This window comes from Micromonospora sp. RTBAU3-60 (genome assembly GCF_054963695.1).
Genome location: NZ_JBUEGB010000003.1, coordinates 89,129 through 103,574, shown reverse-complemented (window position 1 = coordinate 103,574; position 14,446 = coordinate 89,129). Strand labels below are relative to the sequence as shown.

Here is a 14,446-nt window from a genome sequence, read left to right as displayed (position 1 = left end):
CGAGTGCCGTCAGCGCGGGGCGGCCAGGCGGAGCAGGCCCGGCGCCCCGCTCCGGGCGGCGAACGTGCGGACCCGGTCCAGGGCCTCGGCCGCGGCGGGCGGATCCACCTCGGCCAGCGGTCCGACCAGCAGGGCCGACGCGATCATCTGATCGGTGACGTCGGCCATCCCGGCGTAGCTGCGGGCCGCCGCGGCGAACAGGTCGGCAGCGCGCCGGGCGTCGCCGTCCCGCCAGGCCAGCGCCGCGTCCGCGGAGCACCCGGCCGCCTCCGCCCACCGGGTCGTCCTAGGGGAGTACGCGAGCAAGTCCCGGACCAGCCGGGCCCCCTCCTCGCCGAGGATCCCGGCGACGTGCCCGACCGCCGGCACCCACTCGGCGAACGGGATCATCCGGGTCTGCCGCCAGTCCTCGTCCAGCTCGGCCAGGAGGGCCAGCGCCTCGTCCCGGCGGCCCTCCACCGCCCGGCACAGCGCGGCGTGCGCCACCGTCGAGCGCAGCACCCGGTGGAACCCGCTGCGCCGGGCCGCGGCCAGCGCCTGGTCCACCAGGTCCGGCCCACCGCCGTCCGCCCCGCCGCGCCCGTCGTCCGGCGTCGCCGGCTCGCCCAGCACGCGGATCCAGCCGGACACCGCCACGATGTGCAGGTCCCACTCGGCGGTCGGCTGTCGGGTCGAGCCCTCGGCCATGGCCAGCGCCGCCGGCCAGTCGCCGGCGTAGTACGAGCGGCTCCACTGGTCGGCGAAGCTGATCGTCAGCCCGTGCTCGCCGGCCAGGTCCAGCGAGTGCTGCTCGTCGACCAGGCGGGCCGAGCCGGTCAGGTCGCCCTCCTCCTGGAGCACCCAGGCCAGGTTGCCCACGGCGCGACGGCGGCAGCTCAGCCGCTCCACCCGGCAGTCCTCGGTGACCTCGGCCAGCTCCGCGTACGCCGCCTCGACACCGGCCATGTAGCGGGCCACCGCCAGGGTGATCCGGGCGTTCGCTCGCACCTCGCGCAGCTCCAGCCGCTCGGCGAGCTCGGCCGCCGCCTGGGCTGCCGTGCAGGCCGGCTCGGTCTCCGCGTTGAGCATGTGCACCCGGCCCAGTTCGAGCAGCGCGCCCGCCTTGTCCTGGCTGTCCGGCAGCGCGGCGTGCAGCCGGATCGCCTGGTCCAGGCAACGCAGCGTCTCCGCCCGGTCGGCACGGCTCCAGGCAGCGGTGGACAGCAGGGTCCACGCCTTGGCCGCGCCCGCCTGGTCGCCCGCCTCGGTCAGCCGCTCCGCCAGCCCGGTGAGCGTCTCCGTACCGCCGCCCACCAGGAATCCGTCGCTGTCCCGGTAGAACGCCAGCTCCGCCTCGAACAGCTCCAGCGTCGGGTCCGGCCCGCAGTCCACGGCGAGCGCCCGCTCGACCAGCGTGGCGGCGGTCGCCAGGGCGTGCAGCTCGTACGCCCGGCGCGCGGCGCGGTGCAGCGCGGCGCGGGTGGCCGAGGCGTACGGGGTCGGGTCCAGGCCCACGCCGCGGGCGAGTTCGTACGCCGTCCACCGGTGGTTGGCCAGCACCTCGGCCAGGTCGTGGTGCCGGCCGCCGGCGACCTGCTCCAGCCAGTCCGCGGTGCCCTGGTGCCGCGCCACCCGCTCCGCCCGGGGCAGCCGCCGGTAGCACACGTCGCGGACCAGCACGTGCCGGAACCGGTACTCGGGCTGGCCCGGCATGGTCGAGGTGGCCAGCTCGTAGACCAGGTCCCGGCGCTGGAGCCGGTTCAGCGCGCGCTCGACCCACTCCGTCGGCCGGCCCAGCGCCAGAGCCACCGGCGCCGGCCAGAACTGCACCCCCACCACCGAGGCGGCCTGCAGGACCGCACGGTCGGCCGGGTCGAGCAGGTCGAGCCGATTGGCGATCACCGCCTGCACGGTGCGGGGCATCCCGGGCCCGGTGGCCGCGTCGAACCGCAGTGCGCTGGCCGCCGCGTCGGCGAGCCCGCCGTCGAGCAGCATCCGGGCGTACTCCTGGGCGTAGAGCGGGTTGCCGTCGGCGAACTCGATCAGCGGCTCCCGGGCCGCCGCGGGCAGGGTGGCCTGCCCGAGCAGCAGCGAGTAGAGGGCGTCGATGTCGGTGTCGTGCATCGGCGGCACCGAGATCGACATGGCGCCGCTGATCGTGCCGGTCCAGGCCGGGTGCCGCTCGCGTAGTTCAGGGCGGGCGGTCGCGAGGACCAGCAGCGGCACGCCCCGGGCGGCGGCCCCGAGCTGCTCGACGAAGGAGAGCATGGCGGCGTCGGCCCAGTGCATGTCCTCGAAGACCAGGACCGTCGGGCCGGTGGCGGCCAGGGCGATCAGGAAACGTCGCCACGCCGCCTCGGTCTCGGCCGAGGTGAGCCGCTCGCCGGGCACGCCGACCAGCGGGCCGAGCGCCTCGGCCAGCCGCACGGCGTGCGGGTCGGCGAGCCGGCCCAGCCGGTCCCGCAGGTGCTCGCGCATCGCGGCCGGGTCGCCGGAGTCCGGCGGGCCCGTCCACGCCTTCACGATGTCGGCCAGCGCCGCGTAGGTGACGTTCTCGCCGAACGGTGGGCAGTGGCCGGTCAGCCAGGTGACCCGGGCGCCCGGCAGGTTTGCCGCGTGCCGGGCCAGCTCGCGCAGCAGCCGGCTCTTGCCCACCCCGGCTGGCCCGAACACGGTCAGCAGCTGCGAGGTGCGCTCGGTGACGGTGCGGTGCAGCGCGCTGACCAGCAGCCCGCGCTCGTGGTCGCGATTGATCATCGGGGTCAGTTCGGCCGCGTGCGCGTCCCGGGCGGGCCGGGCACGCAGCGCGAGCCAGATCCGGCTGACCGCTGAGCGTCCGCGCAGGGTCACCGGTGGCTGGTCGGCGTACTCCAGCTCGTGCCGGGTGGCGGCCCAGGTGCTCTCGTCCACCACCACGCCGCCGGACGGGGCCAGCGCCTGCAACCGGGCGGCGGTGTTGACCACGTCGCCGGTGACGAACGCCTGCCCGCCGTCGCGGGCGGCGGAGAGGTCGACCAGGGCTTCGCCGGTGGCGATGCCCACCCGGAAGCCCAGCGGCGGGTGCGGACCGCTCGGCTGCCGGGCCAGGCTGCGCTGGAGTTCGAGCCCCGCCCGCACGCAGCGCAGTGCGTCGTTGTCGGTGGCCACCGGCGCCCCGAACAGCGCCATCACCGCGTCGCCGATGTACTTCTCGACCACCCCGCCGTACTGGTGCACCAGCCGGCGGACCGTGGCGAAGTACGCCTGCTGGAGGTTGCGGGCCTGCTCCGGGTCGGCGCGCTCGGCGTAGGCGGTGAAGTCCACCATGTCGATGAAGAGCACGCTGACCTGGCGGCGGTCCTCCTGCACCGCGACGCCGTGGTCGCGCAGCGGCTGCCCGCACTTGGTGCAGAAGTTCTGTTCGGCGCTGTTGGCATGGCCGCAGCCCGGGCAGATCGCCGCCAGGGGGCGCCCGCATCCGCCGCAGAAGCGGTCGTCCGGCCCGGCTGCCCGGGAGCAGTGTCCACAGGTGAGGTCGATGTCCAGCTCCGTACGCATGAGGTGTCCCCAGTGTCCCGCCCGGCCGGACAGTCGGGTACCCGACGGGCGGGCGGCCCTTACCGCCGACCGGCCGGGTCTAGTCTTCCGTACCAGAGAGATTCACTGGCAGGGAGAGGGCCGCGAGGTGCGGCCGCCGGACGTGCCGGTCCGGCCATCAGGGACGGTCCGGGTCCGGGCGGGCGTCGCCGCCCTCGCCCGTCGAAACGGGAGGATTAGGGGCATGGCAGAGCAGTCCGGGGGCAAGAGCAGCAGCTCGACCACGACGACCACGACCACCGACCCGCAGAAGATCGGCCCGGGCCCGACGTCGCCCCCGGCCGACGACACCGAGAAGTGACCGTCCGGTGGGGCCGGCGGTTGTCCCGCCGGCCCCACCGGACGTCCGGAGTCCGTCTCAGCCGACCGCCGCAACGTCGGCCCGGCGCCGCGCGCGGAGGCCGAGAGCCCGGGAGAGCAGGGGTGCGACCACCGCCAGGGTGCCCAGGATGCCGACCGCGGAGACGACCAGCAGCCAGCGCGGGCCGAGCGCGCCGAGCAACGAGGCCCCGGCGAGGTAGGCCAGCACCTCGGCCGCGTACGGGAACATGTAGACGGTCCCGAAGACCACACCCAACCGTTCGGTCGGCACGTTCTGCTGGATGAGCGTGTCCGCCGCCACATGGTGCCAACCGGCTCCCGCCCCGGCCAGCGCCTGCCCGAGCAGGACGACCCCGATCACCGGGCCCACGCCGGTGGCCAGCGTCCCCACACCGAGGGCGAGCAGGGCCGCGTAGAGCACCAGATCCATCCTGGTCCGTCGGCCGGTCCGGGTCAGCAGCGCCGGCCCCAGCACCATGCCGACGCCGTAGGCGGTGCCGAGCAGGCCGATCATGACCTCGTTGGCGGCGAGTTCGGTCCGGCCCAGGGGCACCACCGCGAGGTTGTCCAGGGCCGCGAACGTCACCAGCACCAGGAACCCGACCGACACCGCACGCACCACCCCGTTGCCGCGCACGACGCGCAGCCCGGCGCCGAGCACCTGACGGAGCGGTTCGGTCCGGGACGTCGCCGGTGCGGACAGCGGCCGTACCCCGCCGATCAGCAGCGCGGACAGGACGAAGGTGGCCGCGTCGAGCAGCAGCGTCGTGGATAGCCCGGTGGTGGCCAGGAGCACGCCGCCGATGGCGGGACCGGCCGCGAAGCCGATGTTCATGCCGACCGCGAGTTGTGCGTTCGCCGCCGGCAGCCGGTCGGGGTCGACGAGGCGGGGCAGCAGGCTGCGACCGGCCGGGGTGAAGGCGGTGGCCGCCACCGTCGCCGCGGTGACCGCCGCGAGCAGCACCGGCAGCGGCGGCATGAGCAGCGCCACCGCCAGGTAGAGCAGCGCCTGGGCGACGTCGCAGCAGACGATCAGCCGGCGCTGGTCGAAGCGGTCGGCGAGCGCGCCCAGCAGGGGGCCGAGCAGCCTCGGCGCGGTGGTGGCCAACAGCAGCAGGGCGACGGCTGTCCCGCCGTGCGCGTCGAACGTGGCGATCAGCAGGGCGGTACGCGCCAGCTGGTCTCCGGCGTACGAGACCAGCCGTGCGGACCAGTAACGACGAAAGGCCATATTGCCGCGGATCAGTGACATGCCCGTCAACTCCTTGCTTCGGCAGGTCTGTCCGGTGGGGCCCCACGGCAGGGGCGTGCCGAGCAACCTTGGCGGTGGGCGAGGGGGCAGGACAAGGGCCCTTCAGGCAGTGATTTATGGAGATATGTCTATTTTGCCCTGACCCTCCTTCTCGTAGCGTCTGTTCTGCGCCAGCAACCACGACGACAGCCAGGAGGCATGATGTCCACCTCGACGAACACCACGGCCGGTACGACGACCACCGGTTGGGCCGGGCCGGGCTACTGGGCGGGCCCGGGCTACTGGGCGGGCCCGGGCCGTGGCTGGATGGGCCCGACCCGCCGCTGGGCCGGTCCCGGCTACTGGGTGGGTCCGACCCGCTGAACCGCGCATCACGGGTAGGCCGGCTGCCTCGGCAGCCGGCCTACCCGTGTGCGGAGACCGGGGCGGGACGGCGCGCCCGCGCCACCACCGCAGCCCCGGTCGGATACGCGTCCTTGTGGCGCGGCCGCGGGCCGACGCCGGCCCGCCGTGGAGCTGACCTCATGGACGCCCCGCCCCGACGCCCCGCCGCCCCGGCACCCCTGCTCCGCGCGGGCCTCGGCGCGGCGGGTCGCGAGGTCACCGGCGATTCAGCTCGACCGACGCTTCGTCGCCGGTCGCCGCTCGGCAGGACCGGGCCATCGCCCGGAGTGGGCGGATCGCCGCCCCACGGGGGCACCGCCCGCCGTTGCCGGCCGGGCTGGGGCCGCTGCGGTCACCGGCCGGGATGGCTCAACGATCGTTCATCCCGGCGCGGCGGCGCAGCGCGGCCACATCCGTCACCACGATCCGGCGTCCCTCAGTGCGCAGCCAGCCCCGGCTGGCGAACGAGCCGATCGCCTGGTTGACGCTCTGCCGGGAGCCGCCGGCCATCTCGGCGAGCTGGCTCTGGTTGAGCTCGATGGTGATCATCGGCGCCTGGCTCTCGCCGGCCAGCCGGACCAGCGTCTTGGCCACCCGGCCGGGCAGGTCGAGGAAGACGTGGTCGGCGTTCTGCTCGGTGAGCCGGCGGATCAGCCCGCCGAGGGAGCGCATCACCGCGTCGAGGATGCGCGGGTTGGAGTGCACCAGCTCCATGAAGGCCGGCCGGGACAGCGCCAGCGCGGTGCAGTCCTCGATCGCCTCGGCCGAGGCGGACCGGGTGGAGGCGTCCAGCAGGGAGACCTCGCCCAGCACGTCCGGCGGACGGATCACCGACAGCACGGCGCGCTCGCCCGTCGGCGCGGTGCGGAACACCGCCACCGCCCCCCTGCGCAGCACGATCAGCGACTCACCCGGATCGTTCTCCACGAAGAGCAACTGACCCTTGCGGTAGGTGCGCGGCACCGCAGCGGCGATGACCCGCTGCCGCACCTCCGGCTCGAGCCCGGCGAACATCTCCACGCCAGTGAGCGCGTCACCCGGCTCCGGCAGGCGAACCTCCACGGCCCAACCCCTCCCCGGTCAAGGACCACAACTCGCTCACCGGGTGGCCCTGACATCCCGGTACGAGGCATCTGAACCGGTTCGGCGTCCGGTAGCGGTACACATCAGATCATGACGCTCCGGTCGCGCGGTGTACACCCCTGGAGACACTTCCGTGACACTCCTGACCTGCCTGTCCGAAACGGCGCCGACCTCGGCGGACGCCCCGGCGACGGGCCGGCCGCGGCGGTGGGCGAGGATGGCGGGGATGGTCTACCGCTACTTCTACGACTGCGAGTTCATCGAGGACGGCCGGGTCGTCGACCTGGTGTCGATCGGCGTCGTCGACGAGTACGGCCGCGAGTTCTACGCGGTCTCCACCGAGTTCGACGACTCCCGGGCGGTGCCCTGGGTGCGCCGCAACGTGCTGGACAAGCTCCCCTCGCCCGCCGACCGGGCGTGGCGGTCCCGGGAGCGGATCCGGGACGACCTCTACGAGTTCCTGCTGGAGCCGGTCCGGGACCGCCCGGGCGAGCAGTTGGAGCTCTGGGCCTGGTACGCGGCGTACGACCACGTGGTCCTGGCCCAGTTGTGGGGCGCGATGCCGGCGCTGCCCCGGGAGATCCCGCGGTTCACCAAGGAGCTGCGCCAGCTCTGGGACGAGCGGGGCCGGCCGAGGCTGCCGGACGCCGACGCGGACCGGCACGACGCCCTGGTCGACGCCCGGCACAACCTGGCGCGCTGGCGGGCGATGACGCGGCGGTGACCGGCGCGGGCGGCGTGGTGGAGGTTTGACCAGTTCTGTCCGGGGCGCGGTTCGCGTGAGCCGGATGGCCCGTAGCCCGTCCGGCGGGCGGGTAGGGGCCGGGGCGCGGTGTCGCCGCACCCCCACGCCGACTACAGTGCGCACTGACGGCCCGCCCCGGGCCGGCAACGGCGCCGATGGTCTGATCTGACACCTATCCTGGGGCTTATCCGGGCTTCACCTGATGCTCCAGGAGGATGAGCAGATCATGCGTATCGGCGTGCTCACCGGCGGCGGCGACTGCCCTGGTCTCAACGCGGTGATTCGGGCGGTGGTCCGCAAGGGCGTCGCCACCTACGGTCACGAGTTCGTGGGCTTCCGGGACGGCTGGAAGGGCCCGCTGGAGGGCCTGTCCAGGCCGCTGGGCATCGCGGAGGTCCGCGGCATCCTGCCGCGCGGCGGCACCATCCTCGGCTCGTCCCGGACCAACCCGTTCAAGATCGAGAACGGCGTCGAGCGGATCAAGGAGAACCTCGCCGCCCAGGGCGTGGACGCGCTGATCGCCATCGGCGGTGAGGACACCCTCGGCGTCGCCACCAAGCTGCACGAACTGGACGTCAAGGTCGTCGGCGTGCCGAAGACCATCGACAACGACCTGGGTGCCACCGACTACACCTTCGGCTTCGACACCGCCGTCAACATCGCCATGGAGGCGATCGACCGGCTGCACACCACCGCGGAGAGCCACCACCGCACCCTGGTCGTCGAGGTGATGGGCCGGCACGCCGGCTGGATCGCCCTGCACGCCGGCCTCGCCGGCGGCGCCAACGTGATCCTGCTGCCCGAGCGGCAGTTCGACGTGGACCAGGTCGCCGGGTACGTCGAGAAGCGCTTCCAGCACCAGTACGCCCCGATCGTCGTGGTGGCCGAGGGCGCGCACCCGCTGGAGGGCCAGATGGTCCTGCACAACAAGGAGCTGGACTCGTTCGGTCACGTCCGGCTCGGCGGCATCGGCCAGTGGCTCGCCGAGCAGTTGGAGGCGAAGACCGGCAAGGAGGCCCGCACCGTGGTGCTCGGCCACATCCAGCGTGGCGGCACCCCGACCGCCTTCGACCGGGTGCTCGCCACCCGGCTCGGCCTGCACGCGATCGACGCGGCGCACGAGGGCGACTGGGGCAAGATGGTCGCGATGAAGAGCACGGACATCATCCGCGTCCCGCTGGCCGAGGCCACCCGGGAGCTGAAGACCGTGCCGCTGGAGCGGTACGCCGAGGCCGAGGTCTTCTTCGGCAGCTGATCGACGCGGTGCGGCGCGGCGGGCCCGGGCCGGGTCCGCCGCGCCCCGCCTCGACCGAGAGGGGTACGGCCCATGGCACCCAAGGTGCACACCGTCGCCGTGATCGGCGCCGGCAAGATCGGCGAGCTGATGCTCTCCGGCCTGCTCCGCTCCGGCTGGCCGGTCGAACGGCTGCTCGCCACCGCCCGGCGACCCAGCCGCGCCCAGGAGCTGACCGCCCGGTACGGCGTACGGGTGGTGGACAACCTCGTCGCGGTGGACGAGGCGGAGGTGCTCGCCATCTCGGTCAAGCCGCAGGACGCGGCGGCGCTGCTCGACGAGATCGGCCCGAAGGTGCCGGCCGACAAGCTGGTCATCTCGCTCTGCGCCGGCCTGCCCACCACGTTCTTCAGCCGCCGGCTGCCGGAGGGCACCCCGGTGATCCGGGTGATGACGAACACCCCGGCGCTGGTGGACGAGGCGATGAGCGCCATCTCCGCCGGCGAGCACGCCAACGGCGCGCACCTGGCCCTCGCCGAGGAGATGTTCAAGCCGCTCGGCGCCACCATCCGGGTGCCCGAGTCCCAGCAGGACGCGGTGACCGCCCTCTCCGGCTCCGGTCCCGCCTACTTCTACCTGCTGGTCGAGGCCATGATCGACGCCGGCATCCTGCTCGGCCTGCCCCGGCAGGTGGCGCACGAGCTGATCGTGCAGACCGCCATCGGCTCGGCGGTGATGCTCCGCGACTCCGGGGAGCACCCGGTCAAGCTCCGCGAGGCGGTCACCTCGCCGGCCGGCACCACCATCTCCGCCATCCGTGAGCTGGAGAACCACGGCGTACGCGCGGCCATGCTGGCGGCGCTGGAGGCCGCCCGCGACCGCGCCCGGGAACTGGCCGCCCAGGCCGACTGAGGCGCGGACCCATGGCCGCCCGGGCTCGGGCCGGCCGGTTGATCCACTCCAGGTCGTCGATGTCGGGGTGTCCGGCGGCGGGGACACCCCCACGTCGGCGACCTGGCAGCGGACCGGCCCGCTGCGGCCGGCCACCCGCCCGGACCGGGCGCCCCCTGCCGGCGCTGGCCGGGTACGGTGCCGTTCATGGTCGACGCACGCCCGGCGACGCCGGATGACGCCGCCGAGCTGGTCCGGTTGCGTGGGCTGATGCTCGCCGCGGTGCGCGGCACGGATCCGCAGCCGGGCCCGTGGCAGGACGTCGCGCGGGCGCAGCTGCGGGAGTGGCTGGCCGAGCCGGAGCCGTCGCTGGCGGCCTTCGTGGTCGACGGGCCGGACGGGACGCTGGCCGCCTGCGCGGTCGGCACGATCGAGCGCCGGCTCGGCGGCCCGGACAACCCGAACGGCCTGGTCGGGTACGTCTTCAACGTCAGCACCGATCCCGCCCACCGCCGGCGCGGCCATTCTCGTGCCTGCCTGGTGGCGCTGCTGGGCTGGTTCCGCGAGCGGGGCGTGCGGCGGATCGACCTGCGGGCCTCCGCGGCGGGGCAGCCGCTCTACCGCTCGCTCGGCTTCCAGGAGACCCGCGACCCGGCCATGCGCCTCAGCCTCCCGCCGCAGGCGGTCTGACGCACCCGGAAATCGGGGTGGCGCCGACGGTGCCCGGAGGGCGGGGAGCTCCCCACCCTCCGGACGGACGTGAGGGTCAGCTGTCGGCGTAGCGGCGGGCGGCGGCGAGGGCGGTGCGCAGCTTGTCCGCATCGACCGGCGCCGGCCGCTCCCAGTCGTTGGCCGGGTCGGCCGAGTAGAGGGCCGCGTACGCGGTGGTGTCGCGCTGGAACCGCCAGCCCTCGGCGAGCGGGCCCACGTCGACCGCGTCGTAGCCGAGGGAGTCGAGGAACGCGACGACGGTGCTCTTGGCGGCCGGGTCGTCGCCGGCGATCGGCAGGGCGGTGCGGTCCGCCGCGCCGGCTGGCCGGGCCAGAGCGAGCAGGTGCTTGAAGTAGATGTTGTTGAAGCCCTTGACCACCCGCGACTGGGGCAGGTGCCGCTGGAGAAGTTCGCTGGTGGTGGTCGACTCGTCGTCCAGCTCCGGGAACCGCCCGTCCCGCTCCGGGTAGTAGTTGTTGGTGTCGATCACGATCTTGCCGGCGAGCGGTTCGGCCGGCACCGACCGGTAGGCCCGCAGCGGGATGGTGATCACCACGAGGTCGCCGGCCGCCGCCGCCTCGGCCGGGGTGGCGGCGCGGGCCCGAGGGCCCAACTCGTCCACCAGCTCCTTGAGCGTCTCCGGGCCGCGGGAGTTGCTGAGTACCACGTCGTGACCGGCGGCCATCGCCAGCCGGGCCACGGTGCCGCCGATGTTGCCGCTGCCGATCAGTCCCACAGTTGTCATGTCCGTTGCCAACCACTCGCTGGGGGCCGGCATTCCCGACCAAGGTGGTCGGTTATTTGGCAGCCCGCCATCCGGTCGGTGTCCACGCGTCGACCCGGCGAAAACCTTCAGTGATGAAGATCGGTTTGGTAATGATTTGTATCTATAAGGGTCTATCGGCTGCGGGTGCGAATCCTTGACCTTCCGCCCGGGTCCGATCTATTGATATCTATCTCCCACCACCACTTCCAACCCCAGGAGTGCGACGTGCGGAGATCCCGTCTTGCCACCCTCGCCCTGACCCTGGCGTCGACGCTCGGTGTCACGCTGGCGCTGGGCACCCCCGCCCAGGCCGCCGCCACCGACCGGTACGTCGCGCTCGGCGACTCGTACGCCTCCGGCGTCGGCGCCGACAGCTACACGTCCGAGAGCGGGTCCTGCATGCGCAGCACCAACGCCTATCCCGCGCTCTACAACACCAACATCAGGCCGGCCGCGTACCGCTCGGTGGCCTGCTCGGGCGCGACCACGACGGACGTCATCAACAGCCAGCTCTCGGCGCTGTCGTCGACCACCACGCTGGTCAGCATCACCGTCGGCGGCAACGACGTCGGCTTCGCCAACATCATGACCACCTGTGTCCTGCAGGGGGAGAGCCAGTGCGTGGCGGCCGTGCAGGCGGCCGAGGACAAGGCCCGGACCGAGCTGCCCGGCAAGCTCGCCAACGTCTACAACGGCATCAAGAGCCGGGCGCCCTCGGCCCGCGTGGTGGTCGTCGGCTACCCGGTCTTCTATCAGCTCGGCACCGTCTGCGTCGGGCTCAGCGCGACCTCCCGAGCGAAGATCAACGAGGGCATCAACCTTCTCGACGACATCACCAGGACGGCGGCGACCTCGGCCGGCTTCAAGTTCGCCGACGTCCGGTCGATCTTCGTCGGCCACCAGTTGTGCAGCTACGGCGAGAAGTGGCTGCACGCGTTGAACTACCTCAACCTGACCGTCTCGTACCACCCCACCGCCGCGGGGCAGTCCGGCGGCTACTACCCGGTCTTCCGCTCCGTCGCGGGCTGACCGTCCAGCGCCGCGCCGATCCTGATCCCGAGGGTCGGCGCGGCCCGCCACATCCGGCTGCCGGGTCGCGGGTGCTGCGGGAACGCGGCGACCCGCGGCACCGTCCGCACCGGCGCCAGCAACCTGGCCGCCGACCCGCGGGGCCCGCGGGCTGAGCTGACCGGTCCCAACGGCGGGCCCGGGGCGCGGTGCGCCCCGGGCCCGCCGCTGTCGGGTCAGGCCGGCAGCACCTTCTCGATCGCGGCCCGCAGTTCGGGGGAGTCCGGGGTGACCTGCGGGGCGAATCGGGCGGCCACCGTGCCGTCCGGGGCGACCAGGAACTTCTCGAAGTTCCACCGCACGTCGCCGGTGTGCCCCTCGGCGTCCGGGGTGGACACCAGCGCGGCGTAGAGCGGGTGCCGGTCCGGCCCGTTGACGTCGACCTTCTCCGTCAGCGGGAAGGTCACGCCGTAGTTGACCTGGCAGAACTCTTCGATCTCCACGGCCGTGCCGGGCTCCTGGCCGGCGAACTGGTTGCAGGGCACGCCGAGCACGGTCAGGCCCCGGTCGGCGTACTCGTCGGCGAGGGACTGGAGGCCGGCGTACTGCGGGGTGAGGCCGCACCGCGAGGCCACGTTGACCACCAGCAGCGCGCGGCCGTGATACCGCGCGAGGTCGGCGGAGCCGCCGGTGAGGGCGTCGATCTGCACGTCGAAAACCGTCATGGGGCGAGGCTACGCGTCCGCGGGGGCCGGTCGACGCGGACACGATAAATCGATGCATCTACATCTTGACGAAGTGTTGGCGCGTGAGTAGCGTCTCAGCATCAATCTGGAAAGTTTCCTAACTGTTTAGGGAGACGCCGTATGGAGAGATCGCTCCGCCGGGCCCTCTGGGCCACCGGTGCCGTGGTCGCGCTGGCGGTCGCGGCGGTACCGATGGCGACCGCGTCCGCCGCGGGCAGCGTGACCGCCACCTTCGCCAAGGTGCAGGACTGGGGGACCGGTCACGAGACGAAGGTGACCGTCACCAACGGCACCAGTGCCAGCGTGGACACCTGGCGCATCGAGTTCGACCTGCCCGCGGGCACCACGATCAGCACGTTCTGGGACGCCGACGTCACCAGCAGCGGCAACCACTACGTCGCGGTGAAGAAGAGCTGGGCCGGCCCGCTCGCCCCGGGTGCCAGCTTCAGCTGGGGCTACAACGGCACCGGGGGGTACAAAGCCCCGCTGAACTGCACCGTCAACGGCGCCTCCTGCTCCGGCGGCACCCCGCCGCCCACCACGACCCCGCCGACGACGACCCCGCCCACCACGGCTCCGCCGACCACGCCGCCGCCGACCACCCCACCGCCCACGACGCCGCCGCCGACCGGAGGCAAGAAGGTCGTCGGCTACTTCGCCGAGTGGGGCGTCTACGCCCGCAACTACCACGTCAAGAACGTCCACACCAGCGGGTCCGCGGCCAAGCTCACCCACATCCTGTACGCCTTCGGCAACACCAGCGGCGGCCGGTGCAGCATCGGTGACAGCTACGCCGACTACGACAAGGCGTACACCGCCGCGGACAGTGTCGACGGCGTGGCGGACACCTGGGACCAGCCGCTGCGCGGCAACTTCAATCAGCTCCGCAAGCTCAAGCGGATGTACCCGAACCTCAAGGTGCTCTGGTCCTTCGGCGGCTGGACCTGGTCGGCCGGCTTCACCCAGGCCGCGCAGAACCCGGCCGCGTTCGCCGACTCCTGCTACGCGCTGGTGAAGGACCCGCGTTGGGCGGACGTCTTCGACGGCATCGACATCGACTGGGAGTACCCGAACGCCTGCGGTCTCCAGTGCGACAGCAGCGGCCCGAACGCCTTCAAGAACGTGGTGAGCGCCCTGCGCGGCAAGTTCGGCTCCAGCTTCCTGATCACCGCGGCGATCACCGCCGACGGCAGCAGCGGCGGCAAGATCGACGCGGCCGACTACGCCGGCGCTGCGCCGTACCTCAACTGGATCATGCCGATGACGTACGACTACTTCGGCGCCTGGGCGGCCCAGGGCCCGACCGCGCCGCACTCGCCGCTCACCTCGTACACCGGCATCCCGCAGCAGGGCTTCTGGTCGGACGCGGCGATCCAGAAGCTCAAGGGCAAGGGCATCCCGTCCGACAAGCTGCTGCTCGGCATCGGCTTCTACGGGCGCGGCTGGACCGGGGTCACCCAGTCCGCCCCCGGCGGCACCGCCACCGGCCCGGCGCCCGGCACCTACGAGCAGGGCATCGAGGACTACAAGGTGCTCAAGAACAGCTGCCCGGCGACCGGCACCGTGGGTGGCACGGCGTACGCCAAGTGCGGCAGCAACTGGTGGAGCTACGACACCCCGGCCACCATCGGCGGCAAGATGACCTACGTGAAGAACCAGGGCCTCGGTGGCGCGTTCTTCTGGGAGCTCTCCGGTGACACCAGCAACGGCGAGCTGATCGGCGCCATCAAGGGCGGTCTCGGCTGAGCCG

General features: G+C 73.0%; 12 protein-coding genes. 7 read left to right on the top strand and 5 right to left on the bottom strand.

The window, feature by feature from the left end; translation table 11 throughout:
* Positions 1 to 9 precede the first annotated feature (9 nt).
* Complete coding sequence (locus ACY34I_RS04460) at positions 10 to 3,516, bottom strand: ATP-binding protein (RefSeq protein WP_462752703.1); 3,507 nt, start codon at positions 3,514 to 3,516, stop codon at positions 10 to 12.
* Between the two features lie 397 nt (positions 3,517 to 3,913).
* Positions 3,914 to 5,128 (bottom strand): MFS transporter, encoded by a 1,215-nt coding sequence (locus ACY34I_RS04455; RefSeq protein WP_462752701.1) that lies wholly within the window; start codon positions 5,126 to 5,128, stop codon positions 3,914 to 3,916.
* Positions 5,129 to 5,329: 201 nt separating this feature from the next.
* Here ACY34I_RS04455 and ACY34I_RS04450 point away from each other — a divergent pair, with 201 nt between their 5' ends.
* Complete coding sequence (locus tag ACY34I_RS04450) at positions 5,330 to 5,491, top strand: hypothetical protein (protein WP_187413879.1); 162 nt, start codon at positions 5,330 to 5,332, stop codon at positions 5,489 to 5,491.
* Between the two features lie 390 nt (positions 5,492 to 5,881).
* On the opposite strand, the gene ACY34I_RS04445 is transcribed toward ACY34I_RS04450, so the two are convergent.
* The gene (locus ACY34I_RS04445) at positions 5,882 to 6,574 is read right to left on the bottom strand and encodes a Crp/Fnr family transcriptional regulator (protein WP_148803276.1); all 693 of its coding nucleotides are present in this window, start codon (positions 6,572 to 6,574) and stop codon (positions 5,882 to 5,884) included.
* A 247-nt stretch (positions 6,575 to 6,821) separates the two neighbouring features.
* Here ACY34I_RS04445 and ACY34I_RS04440 point away from each other — a divergent pair, with 247 nt between their 5' ends.
* From ACY34I_RS04440 to ACY34I_RS04425, 4 genes are all read left to right on the top strand, one after another.
* Entirely contained in the window at positions 6,822 to 7,319 is a 498-nt protein-coding gene (locus ACY34I_RS04440; protein ID WP_462752988.1) for a polyadenylate-specific 3'-exoribonuclease AS, read from the top strand.
* A 247-nt stretch (positions 7,320 to 7,566) separates the two neighbouring features.
* Complete coding sequence (locus ACY34I_RS04435) at positions 7,567 to 8,595, top strand: 6-phosphofructokinase (protein ID WP_148803288.1); 1,029 nt, start codon at positions 7,567 to 7,569, stop codon at positions 8,593 to 8,595.
* A gap of 72 nt (positions 8,596 to 8,667) precedes the next feature.
* The gene (gene proC / locus ACY34I_RS04430; protein ID WP_462752699.1) at positions 8,668 to 9,486 is read left to right on the top strand and encodes a pyrroline-5-carboxylate reductase; all 819 of its coding nucleotides are present in this window, start codon (positions 8,668 to 8,670) and stop codon (positions 9,484 to 9,486) included.
* A gap of 186 nt (positions 9,487 to 9,672) precedes the next feature.
* A complete protein-coding gene (locus tag ACY34I_RS04425; RefSeq protein ID WP_462752697.1) occupies positions 9,673 to 10,155 on the top strand; it encodes a GNAT family N-acetyltransferase in 483 nt (160 codons plus the stop codon).
* 76 nt (positions 10,156 to 10,231) lie between these two features.
* On the opposite strand, the gene ACY34I_RS04420 is transcribed toward ACY34I_RS04425, so the two are convergent.
* Positions 10,232 to 10,921 carry an NADPH-dependent F420 reductase gene (locus tag ACY34I_RS04420; RefSeq protein WP_462752695.1) on the bottom strand — a complete coding sequence of 230 codons (690 nt, stop codon included), beginning with the start codon at positions 10,919 to 10,921 and terminating at the stop codon, positions 10,232 to 10,234.
* 246 nt (positions 10,922 to 11,167) lie between these two features.
* Here ACY34I_RS04420 and ACY34I_RS04415 point away from each other — a divergent pair, with 246 nt between their 5' ends.
* Positions 11,168 to 11,971: an SGNH/GDSL hydrolase family protein gene (locus ACY34I_RS04415; protein WP_462752693.1), complete on the top strand. Its 804-nt coding sequence runs from the start codon at positions 11,168 to 11,170 to the stop codon at positions 11,969 to 11,971.
* A 215-nt stretch (positions 11,972 to 12,186) separates the two neighbouring features.
* On the opposite strand, the gene ACY34I_RS04410 is transcribed toward ACY34I_RS04415, so the two are convergent.
* The gene (locus ACY34I_RS04410) at positions 12,187 to 12,675 is read right to left on the bottom strand and encodes a glutathione peroxidase (RefSeq protein ID WP_462752691.1); all 489 of its coding nucleotides are present in this window, start codon (positions 12,673 to 12,675) and stop codon (positions 12,187 to 12,189) included.
* Positions 12,676 to 12,816: 141 nt separating this feature from the next.
* Here ACY34I_RS04410 and ACY34I_RS04405 point away from each other — a divergent pair, with 141 nt between their 5' ends.
* Positions 12,817 to 14,442 (top strand): glycosyl hydrolase family 18 protein, encoded by a 1,626-nt coding sequence (locus ACY34I_RS04405; protein WP_462752689.1) that lies wholly within the window; start codon positions 12,817 to 12,819, stop codon positions 14,440 to 14,442.
* Positions 14,443 to 14,446 lie beyond the last annotated feature (4 nt).